The 25,321-nt window shown below is 68.7% G+C and carries 31 protein-coding genes; 14 read left to right on the top strand and 17 right to left on the bottom strand.

Annotated features, from left to right (window positions below; genetic code table 11):
* Positions 1-9 precede the first annotated feature (9 nt).
* Together IG75_RS0120555 and pdhA are read right to left on the bottom strand one after the other, a co-directional pair.
* Positions 10-984, bottom strand: a complete 975-nt coding sequence (locus tag IG75_RS0120555; protein ID WP_030522441.1) for an alpha-ketoacid dehydrogenase subunit beta — start codon at positions 982-984, stop codon at positions 10-12.
* Positions 981-2,111: a pyruvate dehydrogenase (acetyl-transferring) E1 component subunit alpha gene (gene pdhA, locus IG75_RS0120550; RefSeq protein ID WP_051714750.1), complete on the bottom strand. Its 1,131-nt coding sequence runs from the start codon at positions 2,109-2,111 to the stop codon at positions 981-983. The genes IG75_RS0120555 and pdhA overlap by 4 nt, the downstream gene beginning before the upstream one ends.
* A gap of 144 nt (positions 2,112-2,255) precedes the next feature.
* On the opposite strand from pdhA, the gene IG75_RS0120545 reads away from it, so the two are divergent.
* From IG75_RS0120545 to IG75_RS0120535, 3 genes are all read left to right on the top strand, one after another.
* Positions 2,256-2,783, top strand: coding sequence for an Lrp/AsnC family transcriptional regulator (locus IG75_RS0120545; RefSeq protein WP_051714749.1), 528 nt, complete (start codon positions 2,256-2,258; stop codon positions 2,781-2,783).
* A 35-nt stretch (positions 2,784-2,818) separates the two neighbouring features.
* Positions 2,819-3,664, top strand: a complete 846-nt coding sequence (locus tag IG75_RS0120540; RefSeq protein ID WP_030522444.1) for an SDR family oxidoreductase — start codon at positions 2,819-2,821, stop codon at positions 3,662-3,664.
* A 153-nt stretch (positions 3,665-3,817) separates the two neighbouring features.
* Positions 3,818-4,534, top strand: a complete 717-nt coding sequence (locus IG75_RS0120535) for a TetR/AcrR family transcriptional regulator (RefSeq protein WP_081877002.1) — start codon at positions 3,818-3,820, stop codon at positions 4,532-4,534.
* A 169-nt stretch (positions 4,535-4,703) separates the two neighbouring features.
* On the opposite strand, the gene IG75_RS0120530 is transcribed toward IG75_RS0120535, so the two are convergent.
* Positions 4,704-5,360, bottom strand: a complete 657-nt coding sequence (locus IG75_RS0120530; protein ID WP_030522446.1) for a TetR/AcrR family transcriptional regulator — start codon at positions 5,358-5,360, stop codon at positions 4,704-4,706.
* Between the two features lie 120 nt (positions 5,361-5,480).
* On the opposite strand from IG75_RS0120530, the gene IG75_RS0120525 reads away from it, so the two are divergent.
* Positions 5,481-6,518, top strand: coding sequence for a glycoside hydrolase family 113 protein (locus tag IG75_RS0120525; RefSeq protein WP_245713404.1), 1,038 nt, complete (start codon positions 5,481-5,483; stop codon positions 6,516-6,518).
* A gap of 49 nt (positions 6,519-6,567) precedes the next feature.
* Here IG75_RS0120525 and IG75_RS0120520 read toward each other — a convergent pair whose 3' ends face one another.
* The 8 genes from IG75_RS0120520 to IG75_RS0120480 all read right to left on the bottom strand — a co-directional run bounded on the left by IG75_RS0120520 (position 6,568) and on the right by IG75_RS0120480 (position 13,818).
* Positions 6,568-7,134: a hypothetical protein gene (locus IG75_RS0120520; RefSeq protein ID WP_051714748.1), complete on the bottom strand. Its 567-nt coding sequence runs from the start codon at positions 7,132-7,134 to the stop codon at positions 6,568-6,570.
* Between the two features lie 536 nt (positions 7,135-7,670).
* Positions 7,671-8,105 (bottom strand): acyl-CoA thioesterase, encoded by a 435-nt coding sequence (locus IG75_RS0120510; RefSeq protein ID WP_245713405.1) that lies wholly within the window; start codon positions 8,103-8,105, stop codon positions 7,671-7,673.
* A gap of 19 nt (positions 8,106-8,124) precedes the next feature.
* A complete protein-coding gene (locus tag IG75_RS0120505) occupies positions 8,125-9,072 on the bottom strand; it encodes an AraC family transcriptional regulator (RefSeq protein WP_030522451.1) in 948 nt (315 codons plus the stop codon).
* A 111-nt stretch (positions 9,073-9,183) separates the two neighbouring features.
* Positions 9,184-10,323 carry a DUF5925 domain-containing protein gene (locus IG75_RS0120500; protein WP_030522452.1) on the bottom strand — a complete coding sequence of 380 codons (1,140 nt, stop codon included), beginning with the start codon at positions 10,321-10,323 and terminating at the stop codon, positions 9,184-9,186.
* 93 nt (positions 10,324-10,416) lie between these two features.
* The gene (locus IG75_RS0120495) at positions 10,417-10,866 is read right to left on the bottom strand and encodes a nitroreductase family deazaflavin-dependent oxidoreductase (RefSeq protein ID WP_030522453.1); all 450 of its coding nucleotides are present in this window, start codon (positions 10,864-10,866) and stop codon (positions 10,417-10,419) included.
* Between the two features lie 76 nt (positions 10,867-10,942).
* Positions 10,943-12,361, bottom strand: coding sequence for an NAD(P)(+) transhydrogenase (Re/Si-specific) subunit beta (locus IG75_RS0120490; RefSeq protein ID WP_030522454.1), 1,419 nt, complete (start codon positions 12,359-12,361; stop codon positions 10,943-10,945).
* Between the two features lie 3 nt (positions 12,362-12,364).
* Positions 12,365-12,685 (bottom strand): NAD(P) transhydrogenase subunit alpha part 2, encoded by a 321-nt coding sequence (locus IG75_RS0120485; RefSeq protein ID WP_030522455.1) that lies wholly within the window; start codon positions 12,683-12,685, stop codon positions 12,365-12,367.
* A complete protein-coding gene (locus IG75_RS0120480) occupies positions 12,685-13,818 on the bottom strand; it encodes a Re/Si-specific NAD(P)(+) transhydrogenase subunit alpha (RefSeq protein WP_030522456.1) in 1,134 nt (377 codons plus the stop codon). The genes IG75_RS0120485 and IG75_RS0120480 overlap by 1 nt, the downstream gene beginning before the upstream one ends.
* 279 nt (positions 13,819-14,097) lie before the next feature.
* Here IG75_RS0120480 and IG75_RS0120475 point away from each other — a divergent pair, with 279 nt between their 5' ends.
* The 3 genes from IG75_RS0120475 to IG75_RS0120465 all read left to right on the top strand — a co-directional run bounded on the left by IG75_RS0120475 (position 14,098) and on the right by IG75_RS0120465 (position 16,181).
* Positions 14,098-14,553 carry an HIT family protein gene (locus IG75_RS0120475; protein ID WP_030522457.1) on the top strand — a complete coding sequence of 152 codons (456 nt, stop codon included), beginning with the start codon at positions 14,098-14,100 and terminating at the stop codon, positions 14,551-14,553.
* A gap of 148 nt (positions 14,554-14,701) precedes the next feature.
* Positions 14,702-15,538 (top strand): maleylpyruvate isomerase family mycothiol-dependent enzyme, encoded by an 837-nt coding sequence (locus tag IG75_RS0120470; protein ID WP_030522458.1) that lies wholly within the window; start codon positions 14,702-14,704, stop codon positions 15,536-15,538.
* Position 15,539: 1 nt separating this feature from the next.
* The gene (locus IG75_RS0120465; RefSeq protein WP_030522459.1) at positions 15,540-16,181 is read left to right on the top strand and encodes a Type 1 glutamine amidotransferase-like domain-containing protein; all 642 of its coding nucleotides are present in this window, start codon (positions 15,540-15,542) and stop codon (positions 16,179-16,181) included.
* A gap of 7 nt (positions 16,182-16,188) precedes the next feature.
* Here the strand turns inward: IG75_RS0120465 and IG75_RS0120460 are convergent, their stop codons facing one another.
* Entirely contained in the window at positions 16,189-16,635 is a 447-nt protein-coding gene (locus tag IG75_RS0120460; protein ID WP_030522460.1) for a GtrA family protein, read from the bottom strand.
* Positions 16,636-16,841: 206 nt separating this feature from the next.
* On the opposite strand from IG75_RS0120460, the gene IG75_RS0120455 reads away from it, so the two are divergent.
* The 3 genes from IG75_RS0120455 to IG75_RS0120445 all read left to right on the top strand — a co-directional run bounded on the left by IG75_RS0120455 (position 16,842) and on the right by IG75_RS0120445 (position 19,612).
* Positions 16,842-17,861 (top strand): NAD(P)/FAD-dependent oxidoreductase, encoded by a 1,020-nt coding sequence (locus IG75_RS0120455; protein ID WP_030522461.1) that lies wholly within the window; start codon positions 16,842-16,844, stop codon positions 17,859-17,861.
* Positions 17,862-17,924: 63 nt separating this feature from the next.
* Positions 17,925-19,283, top strand: a complete 1,359-nt coding sequence (locus IG75_RS0120450) for an FAD-binding oxidoreductase (protein ID WP_030522462.1) — start codon at positions 17,925-17,927, stop codon at positions 19,281-19,283.
* Between the two features lie 41 nt (positions 19,284-19,324).
* Complete coding sequence (locus IG75_RS0120445) at positions 19,325-19,612, top strand: GNAT family N-acetyltransferase (protein ID WP_030522463.1); 288 nt, start codon at positions 19,325-19,327, stop codon at positions 19,610-19,612.
* 47 nt (positions 19,613-19,659) lie between these two features.
* Here the strand turns inward: IG75_RS0120445 and cutA are convergent, their stop codons facing one another.
* Positions 19,660-19,986 carry a divalent-cation tolerance protein CutA gene (gene cutA / locus IG75_RS0120440; protein ID WP_245713406.1) on the bottom strand — a complete coding sequence of 109 codons (327 nt, stop codon included), beginning with the start codon at positions 19,984-19,986 and terminating at the stop codon, positions 19,660-19,662.
* Between the two features lie 230 nt (positions 19,987-20,216).
* Here cutA and IG75_RS0120435 point away from each other — a divergent pair, with 230 nt between their 5' ends.
* Positions 20,217-20,783, top strand: a complete 567-nt coding sequence (locus IG75_RS0120435; protein WP_030522465.1) for a Uma2 family endonuclease — start codon at positions 20,217-20,219, stop codon at positions 20,781-20,783.
* Positions 20,784-20,797: 14 nt separating this feature from the next.
* Here IG75_RS0120435 and IG75_RS0120430 read toward each other — a convergent pair whose 3' ends face one another.
* Positions 20,798-21,451 (bottom strand): hypothetical protein, encoded by a 654-nt coding sequence (locus IG75_RS0120430; protein WP_030525870.1) that lies wholly within the window; start codon positions 21,449-21,451, stop codon positions 20,798-20,800.
* 111 nt (positions 21,452-21,562) lie between these two features.
* Here IG75_RS0120430 and IG75_RS0120425 point away from each other — a divergent pair, with 111 nt between their 5' ends.
* Complete coding sequence (locus IG75_RS0120425; protein ID WP_030522467.1) at positions 21,563-21,997, top strand: hypothetical protein; 435 nt, start codon at positions 21,563-21,565, stop codon at positions 21,995-21,997.
* Positions 21,998-22,000: 3 nt separating this feature from the next.
* Here IG75_RS0120425 and IG75_RS0120420 read toward each other — a convergent pair whose 3' ends face one another.
* The gene (locus IG75_RS0120420; RefSeq protein WP_307689097.1) at positions 22,001-22,459 is read right to left on the bottom strand and encodes a VOC family protein; all 459 of its coding nucleotides are present in this window, start codon (positions 22,457-22,459) and stop codon (positions 22,001-22,003) included.
* Between the two features lie 63 nt (positions 22,460-22,522).
* Here IG75_RS0120420 and IG75_RS0120415 point away from each other — a divergent pair, with 63 nt between their 5' ends.
* Positions 22,523-23,122, top strand: coding sequence for a TetR/AcrR family transcriptional regulator (locus tag IG75_RS0120415; RefSeq protein ID WP_030522469.1), 600 nt, complete (start codon positions 22,523-22,525; stop codon positions 23,120-23,122).
* A gap of 102 nt (positions 23,123-23,224) precedes the next feature.
* Positions 23,225-23,701, top strand: coding sequence for a hypothetical protein (locus IG75_RS0120410; RefSeq protein ID WP_030522470.1), 477 nt, complete (start codon positions 23,225-23,227; stop codon positions 23,699-23,701).
* A 16-nt stretch (positions 23,702-23,717) separates the two neighbouring features.
* Here IG75_RS0120410 and IG75_RS0120405 read toward each other — a convergent pair whose 3' ends face one another.
* Both IG75_RS0120405 and IG75_RS0120400 read right to left on the bottom strand, forming a co-directional pair.
* Complete coding sequence (locus IG75_RS0120405; RefSeq protein ID WP_030522471.1) at positions 23,718-24,593, bottom strand: hypothetical protein; 876 nt, start codon at positions 24,591-24,593, stop codon at positions 23,718-23,720.
* A gap of 202 nt (positions 24,594-24,795) precedes the next feature.
* Positions 24,796-25,245 carry a winged helix-turn-helix transcriptional regulator gene (locus IG75_RS0120400; protein ID WP_030522472.1) on the bottom strand — a complete coding sequence of 150 codons (450 nt, stop codon included), beginning with the start codon at positions 25,243-25,245 and terminating at the stop codon, positions 24,796-24,798.
* Between the last annotated feature and the right edge of the window lie 76 nt (positions 25,246-25,321).

Below are 25,321 nucleotides of genomic sequence, written 5' to 3'. Positions count from 1 at the left end.
GATCACACGTCAGGCGGCAAGCGTTCGATCGACCGCCTCCAGGATCCGATCCGGGTCGGGCAGATGATGCTTCTCGAGCTTAGCCGGAGGGTAGGGGATATCGAACCCGGCGACCCGCAGTACCGGCGCCTCGAGCCGGTAGAAGCACCGCTCGGTGATCCGGGCGGCGATCTCGGCGCCGATACCGCCGGTGCGCGACGCCTCGTGCACCACGATGAGCCGGCCCGTCCGGTCCACCGATTCGGCGACGGTGTCCACGTCCAGCGGTGCCAGGCTCCGGAGATCCACGACCTCCAGCGAGATGCCTTCCTCGGCGCCCGTCTTCGCGGCGGCCAGCGCGGTGGCGACCGTGCCCCCATAGGCGACCACGGTGGCATCGGTCCCGCGCACGCACACCCGGGCCCGGTCCAACGGCAGGTCGGGTTCGGCGGCCGGGTCGAACTCGGCCTTGTCCCAGTACCGGCGCTTGGGTTCGAAGAAGATCACCGGGTCGTCCAGGGCGATGGCCTGCCGGATCATGGTGAAGGCGTCGGCCGGATTACTCGGCGCCACCACTCGCAACCCCGCGGTGTGCGCGAAATACGCCTCCGGCGATTCGGAATGATGCTCGACCGAGCCGATGCCGCCCCCGAACGGGATGCGGATGGTCAGCGGCGCCCGCACCGCGCCACGGGTCCGGTAGTGGATCTTGGCGACCTGGGAGACGATCTGGTCGAACGCCGGATACACGAACCCGTCGAACTGGATCTCGCACACCGGGCGGTAACCCCGCAGCGCCATCCCGAACGCGGTACCGATGATCCCCGACTCCGCCAGCGGAGTATCGATCACGCGGCGGTCGCCGAAATCCTTCTGCAGCGCGTCGGTGACCCGGAAGACGCCGCCGAGCCGGCCGATGTCCTCACCCATCAGCACCACTTTCGGATCCTCGTCGAGCGCACTGCGCAGCCCGGCGTTGAGCGCCGCGGCGAAGGTGGTGATCATGAGCGGACTCCTTCCTCGCGCGGGGTGGGCGCGACGGTGGCGAGCGCCCCGGCCGGGTCGTCGGCCAGGTACGCGAGATAGTCCCGGCGCTGCTCGTCGAGGCCCCGGTGCGCGGTCGCGTAGACGTGCTCGAAGAGTTCCCCGGGTTCGGGGTCGGCCATGGTGAGGGTCTCGGTGCGCATCCGGTGGGCGACCTCGTCGGCGCGGTCCTCCACTCGCCGCCGGGTCTCGGCGTCGAGCAGGCCCTCGCGTTCCAGTAGCCGCCGCATCCGCAGGATCGGGTCCCGCCGCGCCCATTCCTCGGTCTCGGCCGCGGCGCGGTAGCGAGTGGGATCGTCGGCGGTCGTATGCGGACCCATGCGGTAGGTGATGGCCTCGATGAACGAGGGCCCACCCCCGCTGCGGGCACGCGCGACCGCCTGCCTGGTGACAGCCAGTACGGCCAGCACATCGTTGCCGTCCACCCGGATCGCGGGGATCCCGTAACCGATCGCGCGCTGGGCGATCGGGGTGGCGCTCTGCAACTGCACCGGCTCGCTGATCGCCCAGTGATTGTTCTGGCAGAAGAACACCACCGGGGCGCTCCAGCTCGCGGCGAAGGTCAGCGCTTCGGCGATATCGCCCTGGCTGGTGGCGCCGTCCCCGAAATAGGCGACGGTCGCGATCTCGGCGCCGTCGAGGTGGGCGGCATAGGCATAACCGGTGGCGTGCAACCCCTGGGCGCCGACCACGATCGCCGGGTTGGCCATATTGGCCACCGCCGGATCCCCGGCGGAATGCGAGACACCCCGCCACATCCTGGTGATGGCGCTCGGCCGCACACCGCGGCAATAGGCGACAGCGCTCTCCCGGTAGCTGCCGAACACATAGTCGTCGGGGTGGAGTGCGTGCGCCGATCCCACCTGGGCCGCCTCCTGTCCCTGACACGGCGCCCAGAGGCCGAGTTGCCCCTGCCGGGCCAGTGCGACGGCCTCGGTATCGATCCGCCGGGTGACCACCAGGTCTTCGTAGAGTCGACGCAGTTCATCGGGCCCGATATCGGCGACCAGGGCCTGATATTCGGGGTGGTGCACCCGAGCGCCGTCGGGCTGGATCAACTGCACCGGATACTCGGTTGTGCCGGGCATCGGCCTCGCCTCCTCACGCGGGTCACGCGTCGATGTGGCCTGTAACACATAGCATCCACGCTTAAGCGATCTGCGCAAGTCTCGATCCGACAACTGAGCAGATTGCACGGTTTTGCCGCCGCTTCCCCTGTCATACTGCGTTACATGACCAATCCGGAGCCTTCCGATGCGGTGGTCGACGCCACCGATGCGCGCCTGCTGCTGGAACTGATCGCCAACCCCCGGGCCACCGGTGTGGAACTGGCCGCCCGGCTCGGGCTGTCCCGCAATACCGTGCAGGCGCGGCTCACCCGCTGGGAAGCCACCGGCGTACTGGGCAGTTTCGAACGCCGGGTCGAGTTGCGGGCGCTGGGCTACCGGCTGTCGGCTTTCGTCGCGGTGGTCGTGGACCAGCACCGGCTGGAAGCGGTGGTCGGCGAATTGGCCGAGATCGCGGAGGTGACCGAGGTGTGCGGTATGACCGGCCCCACCGATCTCACGGTCCGGGTGGTCGCCCGCGACGCCGACGATCTCTACCGCATCACCGGGCAGATCCTGAAGATTCCCGGGGTGGTCCGCACGAATATGGCCCTGGTGATGCAGGAATCGGTGGGGCCGCGCACCGCCCCGCTGCTGCGCCGGCTCGCCGAGCAGGCGCGCCCCGCCGACGGGCGCCGATTAAGCGACACATAAGGGCATATGTCGCATGTAAGCGTTAGAGTGCCGACATGGAGCTCTCAGGCACAGTAGCGGACACTTTCTCGGGCCGGACCGCCATCGTCACCGGCGGCGGATCCGGTATCGGCGCGGCGCTGGCACGACGGCTGGCCGACCACGGGGCGCGGGTCGTCGTGGCGGACCTCGATCCGGCCACCGCGGAGCAGGTGGCCGGCGAGATCGGCGCAAGCGCCGTCGCCGCCGGCGGGGACGCCGCCGATCCCGCGGTGATCCAGCGGCTGATCGATACCGCGGAATCCGCCTTCGGCCCGGTGGACCTGTACTTCGCCAATGCCGGGATCGGCGGCGGCGCCGGACTGGACAGCACCGACGCGCAGTGGGCGGCCGCCCTGGAGATCAACACCATGGCCCATATCCGCGCCGCCCGCCTGCTCGTCCCCGGCTGGCTGGCGCGCGGTACGGGCTACTTCGTGAGCACCGCGTCGGCGGCCGGGTTGCTCACCCAGCTGGGTTCCGCGCCGTACTCGGTGTCCAAGCACGCCGCGGTGGGTTTCGCGGAGTGGCTGTCGATCACTTACGGCGACAAAGGTATCCGGGTCAGCTGTGTATGCCCGATGGGCGTGGATACGGCGCTGCTGCGCGAGGGAATGATCCCGCCGGACAACGAGGCCGCCGGGCGGCTGGCCATCAACGCCGTGAAATCCGCGGGCGCGGTGCTCACTGCGGAGGAAGTCGCCGATACGGTGCTGGCCGGAATGGCGGCCGGACAGTTCCTGATCCTGCCGCACCCGGAAGTGCTGACGATGTACCAGCACAAGGGGTCGGACTACGACCGCTGGATCCGCGGTATGCGCCGATTCCAGCACGCGCTGGAGAGCCCCGACTCCTCGCGGTGACTCCCGCCGCGCACCGGGCTCCGCGGTGACGCTCCTCCCGCAGTCACACTCCCCACGCCCGGCCGGCGGAGTCGCGGCGGCCGCTGCCGATACGGCCACCGGAAGCGGTGGTCACGCGCGGGACGTACCGAAATGCCGGGTTACCATAACTCGGTGAATGGGCCCGGTGAGGTGGATACGGCGGCGCGAATCCTCGATTCCGTGGTCGAGATCATCGAAGCCGACGGTTACGACGCGGTGCAGCTACGCACGGTCGCCAAACGGGCCCGGGTATCACTCACCACGATCTACGGCCTCTACAGCAGTCGCGACGAGCTGATCGTGGCCGCGGTGGCGGCGTGGATGGCCGCGCACTCCTACGACGAACTGGCGCTGTATCCGCGGGAGGAGCCGCTGGCCGACGGGTTGATGCGCCTGATCCGGCAGGTGTTCCAGCCGTGGGAGCAGAGCCCGCGCATGGCGCTGGCCTTCTTCCGCGCCCGCGCCACCGCGGGCGGGCACCGGCTGGACCGCCAGGGGTTCGAGGCCGTCCTGCCCGCCGCCGCGCACCTTCTGGCCGGGCTGGACCGCGATTACGTCACCGATATCGCACTGGTCATGGTCAATCTCTGCTACGCGATGGTCGGCCGACTGGTCGACGGGACGGCCGACGTGCCCACGATCCTGTCCTCGCTGGACCGGGTGATGCACCGGTTGACCAGCGACAACACCCGACTCGCGACACAGCGACCGGCGCCGGGAGCGCAAACGGGCGCACCGGCACTGGACTTCTCGCTGTTCTCGCTGTTCGGCCCCGGTATCGGCGAGCCGAACGGTTCCGTGAGCGGCGGCGGACCAGGCGGCCCCGGCGTCGAGCGGACAACCCGGTAGCCGACCACGATTGCCCCGCCCCACCGACGTCGCGGAGTTGCTCACGCCCGGCCATCTCGGTAAACCGATCGGACCGGCGCGGCCCGGGTTCCGGTAGTGCCCTTTCGCGGTGCGCGAGACTCGGCCGTCGGCTCCACCAGGCTGCTGATATCCGGGCAGAACGCCTCTCTCACCGAGGTCCGGGGCGTTGCGACGCTTCCTCCTCGGCCGCGTCGAAGGCCGGTACGAGCGGGGCGAGCGCGGCGCGAAGCAGATCGGGCAGCGAGCCGGATACGACGACGAAGCCCGCGGTGGCCGGTGTACCGGCCGTCGGCTGTAGCCATTTTTCCAGTGCGACGCGGAGGGCGGCGGCCGCACTGGCCGCGAGCACGGGGGCGGCGAATTCGCTTGCCGCACCGAGACGCTCGGCGATTGCAGCGGCGAGGGGTTGCGAAATCGCGTCGGTGGCACCGAGGAACGCCTCGCGCAGCGCCGGGTGCGTGGTGATCAACAACAGGGCCTCGCGATGACGTTCACCCGGATCGGTGTATTGCGCCAGGATCGCCTCGAGGACGGCGTCGGCGAGGCGATCCGCTGAGGACCGCGCCGCTATCGCCGAGGCGACTCGCGCCTCCCGCTCGGCGGTGACGGCGGCGACGATCGCCTGCTCACGACTGGAGAAATAGTTGTTGTAGGTACGCGGTGAGACACCGGCCGCCTCGGCGATGTCTTCGACCCGCACGCTGTCCGGCCCCCGCTCCAGAGCCAGGCGCAGCGCCGCATCCCGCAGCGCCTCGCGAGTGGCCTGTTTCTTGCGCTCGCGCAATCCAGCCGGTCTCGTGGTCACGATCCGATCCTGCCACAGAAATCTGCGTGTAAGAAATATTGCGTGCACGCATTTTCTGTGGCTAGGCTGACGGCGACCGAAACCCGATCGACAGAAGGGATCACTATGCGAGGCAAGGGGATGACCTACGACACCGGTTTCATCCGGAACGGCCGGGCGTCACGGAACGAATTCGACCTCGAGGTCGTCCGGCGTGAGCTGGCCATCATCCGAGACGATCTGCACTGCACTGCTGTTCAGATCGTCGGCGGCGATGCCGACCGGCTGGAACTGGCGGCCCGGTGCGCTGCAGAACTGGGGCTCGAGGTGTGGTTTTCGCCCTACCCCCTGGAACTGACCACCACGGAGATCCTGTCCCTGTTCGCCGACTGCGCGCGGCGGGCCGAGCGACTGCGGCAGACGGGAGCCGAGGTCGTGTTCGTCACCGGCGTGGAACTGAGCTTGATGAACCGGGAATTCTTGCCCGGCGACACCGTCTGGGAGCGGCTCGAGTTCCTGCTCGGACACCCCGATGGCCGCAGCGAGCGCCTCGCCGAGCTGATCACTCGCCTCGACGACTTCCTCGAAAAGGCGGTAACCGTGGTCCGCGAGTACTTCCGCGGCAAACTCACCTACTGCGCCATACCGCTCGAGCGGATCGATTGGACACCGTTCGACATCATATCGATCGAGCTCATCCGCTCCGCCGAGGTGGCCGACCAGTTCCGTATGGGCGTGCGCAGGCTGGCGGCACAGGACAAGCCGCTGGCGATCACCGGTTTCGGCACGGCCACCTGGCACGGCGCCGCCGATGTGGCGCCGCGCAGCAACGAGATCGTCGAATACGACCCTGCGACCGGTGATCCGATCCGGTTGACCGGGGACTACATCCGGGACGAGGCCGGGCAGGCCGCGTACCTCACCGAACTGCTGGAGATCTTCGACAGCGAAGGTGTCGACAGCGCATTCGTGTTCCTGTTCGCGCTCCACAACCATCCCCACCGCCCCGACGGCGACCCGCGAGACGATCTGGACCTCGCCAGTCTCGGCATCGTCAAAGTTCTCGACGGCCGCCGAGGCACGACCTATCCGGACATGGCATGGGAGCCCAAAGCGGCATTCTCCGCCGTCGCCGGATACTACGGCGGCGGGGACAACACGGGTCGAGAGCAACAATGAACCGTTTATCCGCCGTTTTCCGCGCGGCTACTACCGGAATTGCCGCCCGTTACCGCCGACCTGGGTCCGCCCAGAGTGTCTCCGCGGCCGACGGCGATCCGGCCGGGACACCGGCCGCGTCCAGTGCCGCTCGCTTGAAAGCCTGTGCCGCCAGGCTGACCTTATGGGTGTTCACCAACGCGAACCCGTCACCGTATTCGACAGCGGGGCCCCGGCCCCACAGGTAGGTCTGCCGGGTCCGGTGGTCACGCCGCGCCAGGAATTCGTCGCGGAGCCGGGCGTCGGCCAGGTAGATATCCGCGGCGGCGGCGAGTATGTCGAGGTCGGCGGTCCACCCGGCGCGGACCGGCACATCGGCGAGTGCGATCGCTTTCGCGCCCAGAATGTCCAGAGCTCGGGTCTCACCGGGATCCGGCAGGAGGACGACGGTCTCGCAGCCCGCCGCGGTTCGATCGAAGATCCAACCGCCCAGGCAGTCCACCGTGGCGGCGACGGTGGACGCCACGACCGCGGCACGGTTCCGGATCGATCGGCGCCCGGGGCTGTCCGCCCAGCGGGCGGCCGGGCGGGTGGAATCGGCTCCGAAGTCGCCGGAAACAGCGAATTGCACTGCCATATCTGCCATTCCGTTCTATCGAACTACACCGTCGGCTGCCGCGTCCCGCGCGCGGGCGGAGACCACGGGCATACCGAAAGAGATCCCGTTCGCGCGCCGGAGAACACCGGCCGCGGCCCGGGTGAGTGAGGTCGGCCGGGTCCGCCGGCCGTCGCCGGGCACCGGCCGGATCCGCTGCGGCGACCCGCCGCCACCGGATTTCACCGACGCCGCTCGACCACCGACGACTACCTGCACAGGCCTGTCCTTCCGTGCGATCGAGAAGACACCTCGACCACCCTGCCGCGCTGCTCACGCACCTACTCCGCAGCGCGGCGCGGCACGACAGTAACACGGTTATCGCCTGTTCATGGCCGAATTCGACAGTCCCGCCGAAGAACTGTCCGCGGCCGTGCGCCGTGCCCCGCACGAGCTAACGGAACACCGGGGAACGCACTGCGCAGATCACGAAGGGCGACCGGAAATGCCCGCGGGTCATTCGCGGGCGCCCGGAAACCGGGTGCTCTCCGGGAGGCCTCCGGAGAGACGGTTTCCGGCTACTGCTCGGTGGCGTCGGTGACCAGACCCGCGGCGGCCTTGCGGATCACCCCGGGGATCTCGACCGGTTTGCGCGTCTTCTCGTCCACGTAGACGTGGACGAAAGTCCCGGTGGCGGCGAGCTCGAGATCGTCGCCCGCCTCCCGGAAGATCGCGAGGTCGTAGGTGATGCTGGACCGGCCGAGGCGGGCGATCCGCAGGCCCACTCGCAAGAGGTCGGGGAAACTCAGCGAGGCATGGAAGCGGCACGACGTCTCCGCCACGATCCCGATGGCGGGCAGTTCCCGGATATCGGTACCCGTCGCGTCGATCAGCCAGGCATTGACCGCGGTATCGAAGTAGGCGTAGTAGGTCACGTTGTTCACGTGCCCGTAGTGGTCGTTGTCGGCCCAGCGGGTGGGCACCGGCCAGAGCACCGGATACTGCTGCGTCACCCGGCCGACGATACCGGGGTCAGCCGGCCGTGGGCACCGCGGCGGCCCCGAGCCGGTGATCACGCGGGCTCACCCCGAACTGCCGTTTGAACGCGGTACTCAGCGCGAAGGCGCTGCCGTACCCGACCCGGCGGGCGACGGTCTCCACCGTCTCGTCGGTGCCCTGCAACAGATCGGCGGCCAGGTCCAGCCGCCACTCGGTGAGGAAGGCCATCGGCGGTTCGCCGACGAGTTCGGTGAACCGCCGGGCCAGGGCCGCCCGCGAGGACCCCACTTCCCGGGCCAGATCGGCCACCGTCCAGCCGTGGGCGGGATTGTGCTGCAGCAACCGCAACGCCTTACCGACCAGCGGATCGCTGTAGGCGTGATACCAGGGCGGTGCCTCGTTCCCGGCGAACCAGGTGCGCAGGGTCGCGATGAGCAGCAGGTCCAGCAACCGGTCCAGCACCGCGCTCTGCGCGGGCCGATCCTTCACGGTCTCCTCCACCAGGAGGCTCAGCACCCGCTCGTCGGAACGTCCACGCGGCACCACCAGGGTCTGCGGCAGCGCGCGCAGCAGGCGCCGACTCACCGCACCCGCCTGCTCGTAGGACCCCGTGACCAGCACGGTTTCCCCGGCGGGGTCGTTACCCCACTGCCGCACACCCAGGCTCATCGTCTCGCAGAGCACCTCACCGTCCACCGTGGTGGTGATCTGGCCCGGGTTGATCAGGATCTGCGGCTCGGTGGCGGGGTCGTCGGCGACGGTATAGGGCTGCGGTCCCCGGAACACCGCCACATCCCCGGCGCCCATCCGATACCGGCCGCCGTCCTCGGTGAGAATCCACGCATGCCCCCGGATCACCGCGGCAAGCGTCAACGGCGATTCGTCCTGGATGCGTAGCGACCACGGCGGGCTCAGCAGTGAACGCAGCAGGAACGCGCCCCGCGCCCGCGGACCCTCCAGCAGCCCGGCCAACGCATCCATTCGCCCAACGATAGCCGCGGCGCCGGGCCCACGACGGCTCCGGGCCGCCCGGTGGCGGGAAGGGTGGCTACGGCCCGGCTCGTCCCCGCTCTCGACTCCGCAGTCGCGGGCCTACAGGTACATGCCGGAATCGGGAGCAGCCGCGGTGACCGCGATATCCCCCCGGCCGTCGCGGAGCGCGACCAGCTCCGCGAGCGTCGACTCCGTGGCGGACCCGGCGGCGGGGTGATCCCCCAACCAGGTCCGGGCTTCGGCGGCCGACAGCTTCCCGATCTCCAACTGGGCCAGACAGCGCCCGGGCCGGGTGACCGCGGGGTGCAGTCGCGACAGATCCTCGTTGGTGCTGATCGCCACCAGCACATCGCGACTCTGCCCCAGCATCCCGTCGGTGAGGTTGAGCAACCGGGAAAGCCCCTGTCCCGAAGAGCTCTTCGCCTCCGCGTGGATGAGCTCGTCGCAGTCCTCCAGAATCAGCAGCCGCCAGCGGTCGGCCTGTTCGTCCTCGCCTTCGGCTCCCATCGCCGCGCGCATCAGATAGCCGGGCTTGGCGAACAGCATCTCGGGATCGAGTACACAATCGGCCTGGCACCACTCGGACCATGATCTGGCCAGCGCCCGCAGCGCGGTGGTCTTGCCGGTTCCGGGCGGACCGTGCAGCAGGAGCAGCCGGCCACGAATATCGCCCGGACGCAATGCCATCAGGCGGTCCAGGGCATCGGCCACGCTTCTGCTGTAGTTCCCGCGGATCTCCGGCCACTCCGGCGTGGTGACGGTGAGAACCCGCCGGGTGGCCCCGCGGTCGCTCTGGTGCCAGAACCCCATCTTCACCGAGGCCAGGTCGGCAGGGGCCGCCTCCTCGGCACCGCGCGTCGCTTCCGCGACTATGCGTTCGGCCAGTTCGTCGCTGATCGCGGTCACTTCCACAGTGGCCGATTTGTCCGCCCACCGATCGGCGCGCAATGCCCAGCCGTCCCCGAGCACCAGGATGGACAGCGCGTCGGCTTCGACCACCTGTCGCGCGATCACCGAACCCGGCGGGCGCAAGGGCGCGTCGGCCCGCACCCGCTCCAGCTGACTCTTCCGGTAGAAGGGCTGCACGCCCCGGCCGAAGAGGCTGAGCGCCAGCATGTCCAGCAGGTCACGCGGGGTGGAATAGGAATCGAGGACGGCCGACCACGGGAGGGCGTCGGCGGGTTCGGCGGCGGTGCTGTCGAACTCGATCAAGCGCAGGGGTTCGTTGCGTTCTGGCATCGCCGACCATGATCTGCCCACCGTCACGACGGCGTCCACCCGTTTTCCGCGAAACCGGCCGGTGAACCGTGCTCCGCGCCCGCGCCGGAGCACTCAGGAGCGCAGCGACAACTCGACCAGCGGCACGGTATCGATATCGCGGCCGGTGGCTTCTTCGATGATTTCGCCCAGCTTCCGGTAGGCCTTCGGATGCCTGATCCGATAACCCTCCAGTACCGCGGCCGCCGCTTCCCGGTCCACGGTGCGCGCCACCGCGGGTGCCCGGTACCGACCACCGATACTCACCCGGCACCGCGGTTCGGCCAGCAGGTTCCGGTACCACTGCGCGGTCTCGCCGAATCCCGAAGCGATCACCACGGTATCGGCGTCCGGGCGGTCCACCGTCTCCAGCGCCACATAGCGGGTGGCACCGGACTTGCGGCCGATATGTTCCAGCAACAGGAGCCGGCCACCGAACAGGAAACCCAGCCGGGCCCGGAACAACCAGATCGGCGATCGGACGAACCAACGGGACTGCAGCAGTTTCGCTCCGGGACTCGCCATCAGCCGACCGTACAACAGCACCACGGCCCCGGGCGCGGTGGTGAACCTGCCCGGGGCCGTGGTGACTGCTGTGCGGCTACAGGGCCTTCAGCTCCTCGGTGACCGCGCCGACCGACTTCTTCGCATCCCCGAAGAGCATCGAGGTGTGGTCGGAGTAGAACAACGGGTTGTCGATACCGGCGAAACCGCTGTTCATCGAGCGCTTCAGCACGATCACCGATTTGGCCTGGTCGACATTGAGGACCGGCATACCGTAGATCGGGCTGGCCGAATCCTCACGGGCGGCCGGGTTGGTGACATCGTTGGCGCCGATGACCAGAGCGACATCGGTGCGGCCGAATTCGCCGTTGATATCGTCCATTTCCTTCATGGCGTCGTAGGACACCTCGGCCTCGGCCAGCAGCACGTTCATATGCCCGGGCATCCGGCCCGCGACCGGATGGATGGCGTATTTGACCTCGACGCCCTTGGCTTCGAGCAGTCCCGCCATCTCCTTGACCGCGTGCTGGGCCTGCGCGACGGCCATACCGTAGCCGGGCACCACGATCACCTGGTTGGCATAGGCCATCTGGATCGCCGCGTCGGCCGCCGAGGTGGCCTTGGCCTGTTTCTGCTCGCCGCCACCGGCGGCGGCGACCGCGCCGCCGCCACCGAAACCGCCCGCCACGATGGCCGGGATGGACCGGTTCATCGCCTTGGCCATCAGATTGGTCAGAATGGTGCCGGACGCGCCGACGATCATGCCGGCCACGATCATCGCGGTGTTGTTCAGCGCCAGACCGGCCGCCGCCGCGGACAGGCCGGTGAGCGCGTTGAGCAGCGAGATCACCACGGGCATATCGGCGCCGCCGATCGGCAGCACCACCATCAGGCCCAGCACCCCGGCGGCCAGCAGCAGCCCGACCATCCACCACTGCGAGACGCCCCCATCGGACGCACCGAGCCCGATGACGACCGCCGCCGCGACCGCTAGCACCAGCAGCAGCAGATTCACCACCTGCTGCAGTTTGCCGAGACCGATCGGGCGGCCGGGCAGGATCTCCTGCAGCTTCCCGAACGCGATCAGCGAACCCCAGAACGAGATCGAGCCGATGACCGCGGCGAACAGCGAGCCCACGATGATGTGCACCGTCGGTTCTTCGCCGTGGTGGAAGACCGAGAAGCCGGTGGTGTCGATGAATTCGGCCCAGGCGATGAGGGCGACCGTTCCGCCGCCGACGCCGTTGAACGCCGCCACCAGCTGGGGCATCGCGGTCATCTTGGTGTAGCGCGCGGGCGGCACGCCCAGCACCACACCCACGACGAGGCCCGCGACGATCAGGATCCAGTTGGTGGTGTCACGGACGGCGATCAGGGTGGCGATCACCGCGATCGCCATACCGGCCGCCGCGATCCAGTTGCCGCGGACCGCGGTCTTCGGGCCGGTCAGCCCCATCAGACCGTAGATGAACAGGGCGAAGGACAGGATGTAGAGGATATCGACCAGATTGTCCATGGGTCACTTACCTGCCTTCTCGGCACCCGCGGCGGGCTTCTTGCCTTTGAACATGCCCAGCATCCGGTCGGTGACCACGAAACCGCCGATCACATTGAGCGTTCCGAACACCACGGCCACGAACAGGATGACCTGCACCCCGAGGGACGGGTCCTCCATCCGCCCGAGCGTGACCAGCGCGCCCAGCACCACGATGCCGTGAATGGCGTTGGTACCCGACATCAGCGGCGTGTGCAGGGTGTTGGGGACCTTGGAGATCACCGCGAAACCCACGAAACCGGACAGCACCAGAATCGCGATATTCGCCAGCAGTTCGGTGTACATCATTCGGCCTTCGTTGTCGGTTCGGCGTCACGGGTGACGCAGGAATCGGCCAGTACCTGATCGGAGAAATCGGGTTTCAGTTCGCCCTCGGCGAGCATCAGTTCCAGCAGCGCGGCGACATTCTTCGAGTACAGCTCGCTGGCGTGCTCGGGCATCGTGGCAGGCAGGTTCAGCGGCGAGCAGATCGTCACATCGTGCTTCACCACGGTCTCGCCGGGTTCGGTGAGTTCGCAGTTGCCGCCGGTCTCCCCGGCGAGATCCACGATGACGCTGCCCGGCTTCATCCCGGCGACCGCGCCCGCGGTCACCAGCCGCGGCGCCGGACGACCGGGTACGAGCGCGGTGGTGATCACCACGTCGAAACCCTTGATCGCGTCCTCGAGCGCCTGCTGCTGTTTGTCCTTCTCCTCGTCGGTGAGTTCGCGGGCGTAGCCGCCCTCACCGGCGGCGTCGATACCGAGATCGAGCCACTGGGCGCCCACCGAACGCACCTGGTCGGCGACCTCGGGGCGCACGTCGTAGCCGGTGGTCCGGCCGCCCAGGCGTTTCGCGGTGGCCAGCGCCTGCAGACCGGCCACGCCGACGCCGAGCACCAGCACGGTCGCCGGTTTCACGGTGCCGGCGGCGGTGGTGAGCATCGGGAAGAAGCGGGTCGATTCCGACGCCGCCAGCAGTACCGCCTTGTACCCGGCGACATTGGCCTGTGAGGAGAGCGCGTCCATCACCTGGGCGCGCGAGATCCGCGGGATGGCCTCCACCGCGAACGCCTGCACCCCGGCCTTCTTCAGCGCGGCGATCTGGTTGTCGGCGTTGCGCGGGGCGAGGAATCCGATGAGAGTCTGCCCCGTGGACAGTTTGCCCACCTCGGCATCGTTGGGCGGGGCCACCTTGACGACCACATCGGCCGACCAGGGGTCGCCGATCTTCGCACCGGCTTCCTCGTAGGCGGTATCGGGAATGAGCGCGCCCGCTCCGGCTCCGGCCTCGACCACGACCTCCACGCCCTGCTTCACCAGCGTGGGAATGATCTTCGGAACCAAGGCGACCCGCCGCTCGCCCGCGGCGGATTCGCGAACGACACCGACACGCGCCCCGCGCGGCGACGAATCGCTCACGGCCTGCGTTGTCTCCACTTGTCTGCTTCCCTCTCCTGGTGTTTCGGCCGCCGATCAACGGCGCCGGGCGGAGGTGTCCTGGGACACCACCGCCCGAAATCCTGGCAACCGTACATCGGCCGCAGTGAGATTAGCTGAGATGCCCGTCACATTCCGAGTCGACAGCCGGATGTCTTCGCATCGGTAAAGCCTGATAGCGGGATATATCCGCCGAAGCATGCCCAGGAGTTTGAAAAGTTTGCCAAGTCGACGCCCACTCCGGGACCTGCCGCACCCTTACGCCGTAGAGTGCGCCGTGTGAGCGACTGCGTTTTCTGCGGGATCGTGGCCGGTACCGCACCGGCCCATCGGGTGTACGAGGACGATACGGTGACCGCGTTCCTGGATATCCGGCCGATCACCCGCGGGCACACGCTGGTGATCCCGAAGCGGCATGCCACCGATCTGTCCGAACTCGATGCCGAGACCGGAGTGGACCTGTTCCGGGTCGGCCATCGCCTCGCCCGGGCGGTACAGGGGCCCGGGTTCGCCGCCGACGGCGCGAATCTGCTGATCAACGATGGCAAGGCCGCGTTCCAGACGGTCGCGCACGTCCATCTGCACGTGATCCCGCGCAGTCACGGCGACAAGTTCCGGTTCGCGACCGGACTCGTGCTGCGCCGCGCACACGAGCCGGACCGCGTCGCCGCCACGCTCCGCGCGGACCTGGCCGCCCTCGACGGGCGGCCCGGCGCCGACGGCGAACCGGCCTGAGCCCCGGGCCCGGACGAATTCCGATCAACCCACGGAAGGCACTGCCGATGCGAAATCTCCGCCTTCGCCGCGGCTTGCGCGGATCTCATGTACCCGCCTGCGCCCCGGCTTCCGCGGTACGCGGGTACCGGCTTCCAAGGAGGACCGAATGACCGACACCCTCGACCGTCCCGAACTCACCGCGCGATTGTCGGACCAGTTCGACGCCCTCGCCGAACTGGTCGCCGGTCTCGGCGAGGAGCAGTGGCGGACACCTTCACCGCTGCCGGGGTGGACCGTGTTCGATGTGCTGAGCCATGTGATCGGCACCGAATCGCTGCTGCTCGGGGACAGGCCCCCAGCGCGTGATCCGCAGGCGCCCGATGTCGATGTGAAGACTCTGCCGCACGTGCGCAACGAGATCGGCGCCCTCAACGAGATCTGGGTGCAGCGGCTGCGGCCGCGCGCGGGCACCGAACTGCTCGACCTGTATCGCGAAGTGATCGGCCGCCGCCGGGCCGCGCTCGCCGCCATGGACGATGCGGCGTGGTCGGCACCGTCACCGTCCCCCATCGGCGAGGTGCCCTACGCGCGGTTCATGCGGGTGCGGTTGTTCGACTGCTGGATGCACGAACTCGATATCGCCGACGCGCTCGGGAAACGGGTCGACGAGGGAGGTTCGCGCGGCGAACTCGCCTTCGCCGAGTTCGCGCCGTCGCTGCCCCGGGTGGTCGCGAAACGCGGTAAGGCACCGGCCGGTTCGCTGATCACCCTGGCACTCACGGGTCCGCTCGCGCGGACCCTGCATATAGAGGTCGGTGACCGGGCCCGCTATGTGGACGCGCCCGCCACCGAACCCACCGTCACACTGGAACTGGACTCCGGCCTGCTGGTGCGGCTCGGCGGCGGCCGGGTGGACGCCGACTCGGCACTGGGCCGGATCACCTTCCACGGGGACGCGGATCTGGGCCGGCAGGTGGTCCGGAATCTGGCGTTCACCATCTGAGATGCGGCTGTTCCTGGCGAGCTACCGATTCGGCGCTCACTACGACGTCTTCGCTTCGATGGTCGGCGCACCGGGCCCGATCGCGGTGATCGCCAATGCCTTCGACTCCTGGCCGCGGGGCCGTGCCGCCGCAGTGACCAGCGAACTGACACCGCTGCGGGCACTCGGGTTCCGGCCCGAGGAGGTGGATCTCCGCGAATATGCCGGGCGTCCGGAGGAATTGGGGCGGCGGCTGGCCCGGTTCCCCGTCCTCTGGGTCCGCGGGGGCAACACCTTCGTCCTGCGTGCCCAGTTCGCACGGAGCGGCGCGGACCGGGTGATCCCGGAACTGCTGGCGTCGGATTCGGTCGTCTACGCGGGTTACAGCGCGGGCGCCTGTGTACTGAGCCCGGACCTGCACGGTCTGGAGACCGCCGACGACCCCGCCGAGGTACGGCCGGCCTGCGGTATCGAACCGATCTGGACGGGTCTGGGGGTGGTCGATCGTCCGATCGTGCCGCATCTGGACTCACCCACCGACCCCGAGCGGACGGGTAACGCCCTCGCCGACCGCCTCCGGGCGGCGGGTACCCCGCACTGGGCGCTCACCGATGCCGATGTCGTGGTCCGCGACGGAGACGGAACCCGGGTGTACACGGGCTGATCGGCGGTCAGCGGCGCCGGAAGACCACCCAGCGCATGGCCGAGTACATGTACACCGCCTCGCACACCCCGGCCAGCATCCGCGACAGGTGGTACTGCACACCGAGCGCGGCCAGTCCGGCGCCGACGCCCAGGATGAACGCGAGGTAGTTGATCAGCACGACGACCGTGTAGACCGCCGCCTGGCCTCCCGCAGGAGCGTGGGAGCGGAAGTTCAGCCGGCGGTTGAGATAGAACGCCAGCGTGAAGGCACAGACGTAGCCGACCGATACCGACAACCATCCCGGCAACCCGAGTCCGCTGCGCATCCCGGTGAGGATCAGTAGGTCGACCCCGAAGGTGAAGCTGTTGATCAGCGCGAAACCGAGGAAGGTGGGAGCGACGAGGTGGTCCAGACCCCACGGCAGGCGCGCGACCACCGCGCCGCACCAGCGGGCGAACCGGATCTCCCACATATCAGCGTTCGTCGCCAGGTCCTGCACGCTCGCCAGCCTCGCAGGACCAGGTGTCCGGCAGGTGAGCGCGCGGCAAACCCACAGTTCGGGCGCGATTTCCCGGGGGATGCCGCAGTCCCACCGACTCCGCGGATTTGTCATTGCAGCAAATATGTTTGCCAATTGGTTCGAGGGTGCGGATAGTCGGCGCCGAGGAGGTGGTCACGGTGACCGAAGAATTGGACAACGACTACGACGTGGTGGTGGCCGGCGGCGGGGCGGCCGGTCTGAACGGGGCGCTCATGCTGGCCCGGTCGCGGCGCAGCGTGGTGGTGATCGACGCGGGACAACCGCGCAACGCCCCCGCCGACGGCGTGCACGGACTGCTGGCGCGCGACGGTACGCCCCCGGCGGAACTACTCGAGACCGGCCGCGCCGAGGTCCGCCGCTACGGCGGCCGGGTGGTGTCCGGGGAGATCACCGGCGCGGTCCGCGACAGTGACCGTTTCACGATCACGCTCGCCGACGGCCGGGCGGTGCGGGCACGGCGGCTGCTGGTGACCACGGGGCTGACCGACGAACTGCCCGAGATTCCCGGCCTGCGGGAACGCTGGGGCCGCGATGTGCTGCACTGCCCGTACTGTCACGGCTGGGAGGTGCGCGACCGGGCGATCGCCGTGCTGAGCCGCGGGCCGATCTCCCTGCACCAGGTGCAGCTGTTCCGCCAGCTCAGCGATGACGTCGTCTACTTCACCCACGATCAGCCCGATCCCACACCGGAGGTCGCGGAACGGCTCGCCGCGCGCGGCGTCCGCGTGGTGCCGGGCGAGGTGGCCGGAATCGAGATCACCGACGACCGGATCACCGGCGTCCGGCTCGCCGACGGCACCGTCGTCGCCCGGGAGGCCGTCGCCGTGGGCTCGCGGATGGTCGCCCGCGCCGGGTTCCTGACCGGGCTGGGCTTGACGGCCACCGAGCATCCGGCAGGATTCGGCCAGTACATCCCGTGCGACGCCACCGGCCGCACCGAGGTACCGGGGGTCTGGGCCGCCGGCAATGTCACCGATCTGTCCGCACAGGTCGGGGCGGCCGCCGCGGCCGGGGCGACGGCCGGTGCCCAGATCAACGCCGATCTCGTGGAGGAGGAATTCGATTCCGCGGTCGCCGCGGCGCGCGGCGGGTTCGCGGCGGAGACCGAGGCCGAGCTCGCGCAGTCGGTGAACGGCGCCCGCGGCCACGGCCTGTGATCACCGGGGTCCCGTCTGCGCGGACGGGACCCCATCCGGGCCGCGAGCGGTTAGCGTTGGGGCGTGGACCTGCGTGAACTGATCGATCTCCTGCCCGCCGGCACGGTGCTCACCGATCCCGACGTCCTCGCCGGATACCGGCAGGACTGGGCGAAGGACCCCGCGGCGGGGACCCCGCTTGCCGTGGTCCGCGCCACCGGAACCGCCGATGTGTGCGTGACCCTGCGCTGGGCCGACGAGCATCGCGTCCCGGTTGTCCCGCGCGGTGCCGGTTCCGGCCTCTCCGGCGGGGCGACCGCGGTGGACGGCGGAATCGTGCTGAGCACCGAGCGGATGCGCGGTATCGCCATCGACCCGGTCACCCGGACCGCGGTCGTCGGGCCCGGGTTGCTCAACGCCGAGGTCAAACGGGCGGTCGCCGACCACGGCCTGTGGTATCCCCCCGACCCCTCGTCGTTCGAGATGTGCTCGATCGGCGGTAACGCCGCCACCAACGCGGGCGGCCTGTGCTGTGTCAAATACGGCGTGACCACCGACTACGTCCTGGGTATGGAGGTCGTACTCGCCGACGGCACCGCGGTCCGGCTGGGCGGCCCGCGGCTGAAGGATTCGGCCGGGCTGTCGCTGACCAAAATGTTCGTCGGCAGCGAGGGCACCCTCGGGGTCATCACCGAACTCACCCTGCGGCTGCTGCCCGCGCAGCCGGCGCAGAGCACCGTGGTCGCCTCCTTCGCCACTCTCACCGCGGCCACCGAGGCGATTCTCGCCGTCACCGGCGCGCTGCGCCCCGCCATGCTGGAGTTCATGGACTCCGTCGCCATCAACGCGGTGGAGGACGAACTGCGGATGGGCCTGGACCGCGACGCCGCCGCCCTGCTGGTGGCCCGCTCCGACGCGCCGGGCGGCCACGCCGCGCAGGAGGCCCGGATCATGCTCGAGGCCTGCCGGGCCGCCGGGGCCACCGAGGCGTTCCACACCGCCGACCCGGAGGAGGGCGAAGCCTTCACCGCGGCCCGCCGCTACGCGATCCCCGCGGTCGAACGGCTCGGCCCGCTGCTCCTCGAGGATGTCGGAGTACCGCTACCCCGGCTCGGCGATCTGGTGACCGGTATCGCCGAGATCGCCGGGCGCAACGACGTCACGGTGTCGGTGATCGCGCACGCCGGCGACGGCAACACCCATCCGCTGATCGTGCACGACCCGTCCGATCCGGACGAGACCGAACGCGCGCACCGGGCCTTCGGCGAGATCATGGCACTGGCCATCACCCTCGGCGGCACCATCACCGGCGAACACGGTGTGGGCCGCCTCAAGAAGGCCTGGCTCCCGGATCAGCTGGGCCCCGAGGTGATGGACCTGACCAGGCGGATCAAAACGGCCCTCGACCCCCACGGCATCCTCAACCCCGGCGCTGTCCTCTGAACACCGGAACAAACCGCACGGGGCCCGCCGTTTCACCGAAGGTGAGTACCGAACTGCGACACAATGCCGACGACACCCGCTTCGAGATCTACCTGGACGGGACCCTCGCGGGCTATGCCGACTACGCGGAGACGGAATCGCCGAAGGTCCGCAATTTCCACCACACCATCACCTTCCCCGAGTTCCGGGGGCGAGGGGTGGCGGGCCAGGTGGTCGGGTACGCGCTGGACGAGACCCGGGCCGCGGGCTTCGAGGTCGTGGCCACCTGCTGGTACGTCGACGATTACATCGGCGCCCATCCCGAGTACGCCGACCTGGTACACCGCTGAGCCCCGGATACCGCGCCGGACGGACCGGGCGCGGTAGGCGCCGTTGATCAGCTCGCGGTCTCGTCCAGGATCCACTGACCGTAGGCGGGGTTCACCCCCGCCACCGGTACCGCGACGACCTGGGGGACCTCGTCGGGGTGTTCGGAGTTGGCGCGTTCGACGATCGCGGGCACCAGCGACGCCCGCGTGTGCAGTACGACCACGGCCTCGGAGGCGTCCTCCACCGCACCCTCCCACCGGTAGATCGAGCGCACGTCCGGGATGATGTTCCCGCACGCCGCCAACCGATCCGTGACGAGCCGGTGGGTGAACTCCGCCAGCCATTCTTCGTCGGGTCCACTGATGGTCACGTCCACAAGATCGGTATCGCTCACGGCGTACATGATCCATCAGACCGGCGGATCACACCGAGCCGACCCGCGACCGCATTGCCGAGCCGGGGATCCCGCCCCGGCGTCCTCCGCCGGCACGACGCGCGACCGAGTCGGAGCGAGGCTTTTCCCCCGGGTACACCCCCGGAACGAGCAGGCCACGGCATGGGACGACGAAGTAGACTCCATTCAGCGGGATCGGACCCGCTCGACAGGTATCCGGGAGGAGCGTCATGACCACCGAGACGATTGCCCCCGCGTGGATGCACGAGCAGATCACGCCCGAGGAGTACGACTCCTGGACCGAGGAGCAGTGTGCGGGGATCGAAATCGTGGACGGGATGGTCGCCGTGAGTCCGAGCGCGTCCAAGCGGCACAACCGCCTGGCCCGGATCCTGGCGAACGCGCTGGACGCCGCGGCCGGGCCCGATTGGAACGCTGATACCGATTTCGATGTCCGGCTCCAGGACGTACCGCTCAACAATCGGCGTCCGGATGTCGTGGTGTATCGCGCGGACACGATCGATATCACGCCGACCCGCCCCGAGCACGTGCTCCTGGTGGCCGAAGTCGTCTCGCCCGGCTCCGAAACCACCGATCGCATAGTGAAAGTGGAGCAGTATGCCCGGGCCGGTATCGCGTTCTATTGGCGGATCGAACAGGCCGCCACCGGAGTCCCGCTGATCTACACCTATATCCTCGATCCGGCGACCGGGTCCTACCGAACCGGCGAGATGTTCACCGGAGTCGTCGAGGCTTCCGCCCCGTTCCCCGTGAAGATCGATCTCGGCCGGATCTGAACCGCCGCGGCGGATCACAGGCCGAAGGCACGTCCTACATGGTCCGCGGCGTCGTGTTCGGTCATCGATCCGTCGACCTCGAGCACGGGCAGCCCGAGCCGAGCCGTTTCCGCGCGCACGTGGTCGGTGAACATTTCGTCGCGGCGCAGCAGGTTGCGCCGGGCGCGGGCGGGGTCGCTCGTCCGGCGCGGGATCTCCCAGCCGCGGCCGGCGAAGACGTCGCGACGGAACTGTGGTGACGGCAGCATCCAGATCCCCTGGGCAGGCCGGGCCAGCAGCGGCGCGACCAGGTGCGGCAGCAGGCGGAACCCTTCGGCGACGGTCGGCTCGGGGATGCCCAGCAGGTCGTCGATGATCGCACCGAAACCCTCGCCCCGGAACCAGTGGAACGTGTCGAACATCGTCTCCGGGGTCCGGTGCACCCAGCGCTCGTCCATGCTCATCCCGAGGAACGCCGACAGATACGGCGCGTCGCCGGGCGCGCCGCGCGCCGCGTGCTCGGCCATGGCGTCATCGGTCGAGTACACCCGCAGACCGTGCCGGGCGGCGACAGCGGTCGCGACGGCCGACTTCCCGGCGCCGCTCCCCCCACCGATCCAGTAGACGTGCCGTAGTCGCGACCGGAGATCGGCCGGGTCGTCGAACTGCGTACGCGCACCGGATGTCATCCGATCCATTGTGCGCCCATCCGGCAACACCGGCGGGCCGAATCACACCGCATGCCACAGTCAGCCGGTTCTGCCTGCGATTGCCGGATCGAGCCCTGGATCCATCTCGGGATGCTCATCACCAAGACCTCTTCCGGTCTGTATCGGTGCCCGGAAACCCTGCACTGCCTACACGGGACGGCCGTGCTGGACGGCAGAGTGGCCGAACACTGGCGCAATGTCCCCGGTGAATGTCCTTGGGTGGGGATGAAGGTCACCGGTCAGGCCGTCTGTCCGCTCGGCCACCGGCCCTGGATCAGCTCGCGGCACCTGCGCAGCGCCGTCCACCGCGACCGCGGCGGTGCGATCACCACCATCGGCTGCCCCGGACTGTGCCCCGTCCGCAATGTCACCATCGTGGAGGGACTCGTCGGCGAACACCTGCGTGACAGTCGCACGGTGTGCCCGTGGTCCGGTACGCGGATCGTGTCCAGGGACTTTCCCCCGCCCCTGCTCTTCCGGAGAACCGGATCCGCCGAGCCGCACCCCGGCGGCGACAGGGACTGAGCCTCATACCGCCGTGGATCCGGCGGCGAACTGTCCGGCGTATTCGGCGGTGGGCGGTATCTCGGTGATGACATCGATCAGCACGCCGCTCGGATCCGCGAGGAGGAAATGCCGCTGCCCGAAATCCTCCGAGCGGATATCGAGTTCGGCCCGCAATCCGCCCCGCACTATCAGCCGTTCCCATTCCGCGTCGACATCGTCGACCTCGAAGTTCAGCAGCAGGCCCTGGACCGGTTTGCGGTAGCCGGCGGGGACGGTCGGGTGTGTGGGGTCGAGTAGTGCCAGCTCGTAGTACCGCTCGCCTTCGGTCCGTCGCAGGCTGACGTACCAGTCCGCTTCGAAGATGATCTCGAAACCGAACCAGCGGGTGTAGAAATCGCGCGTCTGCGCGATCCGAGTGGTGCCGATGACCGGGTAGAAGCTGCCGAGTGCCATACCTGCCTCTTTCGCGCCGAATTTCACATACCAACGGTATGCGAACTAGGCTAGGCCGCATACCGTCGGTATGTCAACGGAAGGTTCGCGATGGCCGGATCGCTGCGCGCCCAGCAGCGGGAACAGACCCGCGCAACGCTGCTACACCAGAGCAGGAAGCTTTTTGCCACCAAAGGTTATGCCGCCGTGGGTCTTTCGGAGATCGTTACCGCGGCGGGCGTCACCAAGGGCGCGCTCTACCATAATTTCGACAGCAAACTCACGCTGTTCCGCGCGGTCCTGGAGGACGTGCAATCCGAGGTCGGCGACCGCGTCGCCGCCGCCGCGGACACCGAATCGGACCCGTGGACCCAGCTCGTCACCGGCTGCGAAACCTTCCTGACCATCTGCACCACCCCCGATATCCAGCGCATCATGCTGATCGACGGCCCCGCGGTGCTCGGCTGGCAGGAATGGCGCGCCATGGACGAATCCGCCTCCGCCCGCCACCTCGAAGACGCCCTCACCACACTGGTCACCGCGGGAGTCATCCCGCCCCAGCCCATACCGCCGCTCACCCACCTGCTGTCCGGCGCCATGAACGAAGCCGCCCTCTGGCTCGCCACCTCCCCCGGCCCCGGCGCCCTGTCCGACACCCTGGCATCCCTGCGCCGGATCCTCGAAGCCCTCCGCACCGCGCCGGTGCCCTGAACAACGATAGGCACCTTCCACAACGAAATTCGCACTAGCGGCCCGGGCCGGGTTGGGCGATGCTGATACCGGTTCGCTTCCACACCTCCGAGGGGATACGCGATGACCGATACATCGCAGGCGTACGCGATCCGAGCATCGGTCGATCAACTGCTCGCCGCGGCCGACCCGTTCGACCCGGCCACGGTTGCCGCCGCCTTCGCGACCGAGTTGCGCGAGATTCTGTGTTCGAACAGCTTCATGCGGGAATTCACCGGGTCCCCGAGCACCGGCCCGTTCGAAGGCCTCACCGTGCGAATACCACGCCCCTACACACCGGCTTCGCTACACCTGACAGCGCTGTCGGTCCGGGCGGGTGTGGTCGTGCGCCAGGACGAATTACGCGGGTACTTCGCCATGCCGAGGCAGGGCATGGCGCTCGAACCCCATACGCCGCCGGAGGGAGTCATATCGTTCCGGGAGGAGATCGGCGATACGGTGGTGTTCCTCGATCTCACCGCGAAGTCCAGAACGCTCACCACCGTCGCCCTGCACCGCCACGCATCGTCGGATCGGGGACCCGAAAGCTCAGCGGGATAAAGACTTCTGCTTCCACTCATTCGCCGTACATCATCCGCGCAATCTGTAGCGCCTCGTCCGCGTCGAAGACATTGTGGTAAATGCTCTCGTAATGGGCCAGATAGGTCTCCGGGGTGCCGGACTCCCCACTGCCGCTGCGGTATTCCTTCATGAAACCGCGGGCGTTCTCGTCCCGCGCGCCGTCTCGGGTCAATTCCCCGCGCCGATACCGGTCGTAGTGGTTCTCGTACAGCTCCCCGAACTCACCGGAGGTACGCAACCGGGGACCACCCGCCGCGGCGATCTCGCGCAGGATCTGCGTTTCCATGAGCGCGGCCTCGCCCTCGTCCCGCAGGTGTTCGAAGGCACTCTCACGTACCCAGCTCGTACGGCCCTGCCCGCTATAGGCCACCGCCTGCGGCTCGTAGGCCCCGCGATACGCATGCCCGGCTTCATGAGCCAGCGCGCCGAGGCCCTTCTCCGGATCGTCGCGGTCGGCACTGTGCACGGTTATCCGCACGTCGCTGCGCTTCGTATGCGCGCCACCGCCCACATCGCCGTACCCGATCGTCCACCCGTCCTGCTTCAGTTCCCGGAGCAATTCCTGCAGCGTCGGCGACAACCCGGCCAATCGATCGACCTCGTCACCGAGCCCGGTCGTCTCGAACCGCGGCACATCCACGCGGCCGGGCAACGGGTACTCCCCAGTCGGACCGTCGTCGGCACGACGGAAGTCGGGACTGCGGATCCCGTCGGCGAGCCGCGGGTCCAGACGCTCGAACCGGTCGGCGGCCGCGCGGGATTTGCCGGCGTGTCCGTGGAGTGCCGAAATCCGGACATCCCTGTTGCCTGCAATGAAATTCTTCGTCCCGGCGAGCACCTGTTGCAGCGCCCGCACGGCGCCGCTGACCATTCGGCCCCCGCTTCACCCACTGAACCCCTTATTCGGTCACGATATCCGCAGTGGGGCTCCCGCGCAGGGCAATCCGAGCCGCGACCGAATTGTGCACAAGGTCCTTGACACCAGGCCGGTCCCTTCGAGTCGGTCGCCGGGCCGAGAGCACCCCGACACGGCGCCCACCCCGGCCGCCTCGCGCTGCCGTCCCGGCCCCTGCTCAGGCCACCGGGCGTCGCACCTGCGAAGTGTCCGCACCGACTTCGTGGCCGGCCCGGGTGCGCGGGCCCAGCTCGGCGAGTTCGTTCCCGGCGAGATCGGTCAGTGTCGACCGGGCCTCACCGGCGGTGAACGCGTTGCGCTCACCCCACTGCCGCAACGCCACGATGGTCGTGAACAGATCCTTGCCCGCGGCGGTCAGCTCGTAGACGTGCCGCTTCCCGCCCGGGGCCGTGCTGGTGGCCAGGATCCCGTTGTCGACGAGCCGGCGGAGCCGGTCGGCGAGGATATTGCGGGCGATCCCGAGCCGCTGCCGGAACTCGGTGAACGACGCCGCGCCGTCCATGGCGTCCCGAACGATGAGCAGGCTCCACCGATCGCCGACGAGGTCGACCGTCCGGGCCACCGGACAGGTGGGGTCGGTCCATTCGCGGCCGGCGCCGAGTTCCATCGATCCACTTCACCCCTTCGGTTGCAATTCGAAACCATTTTGCCATACCGTCAAATGGTTTCATATTGCTACCAAT

Origin of the sequence: Nocardia rhamnosiphila NBRC 108938 (assembly GCF_000720425.1) — a bacterium.
Taxonomy (GTDB): Bacteria; Actinomycetota; Actinomycetes; order Mycobacteriales; family Mycobacteriaceae; genus Nocardia; species Nocardia rhamnosiphila.
The sequence above is the reverse complement of the archived record's forward strand: the minus strand, read 5'-3'. Positions and strand labels throughout refer to the sequence as shown.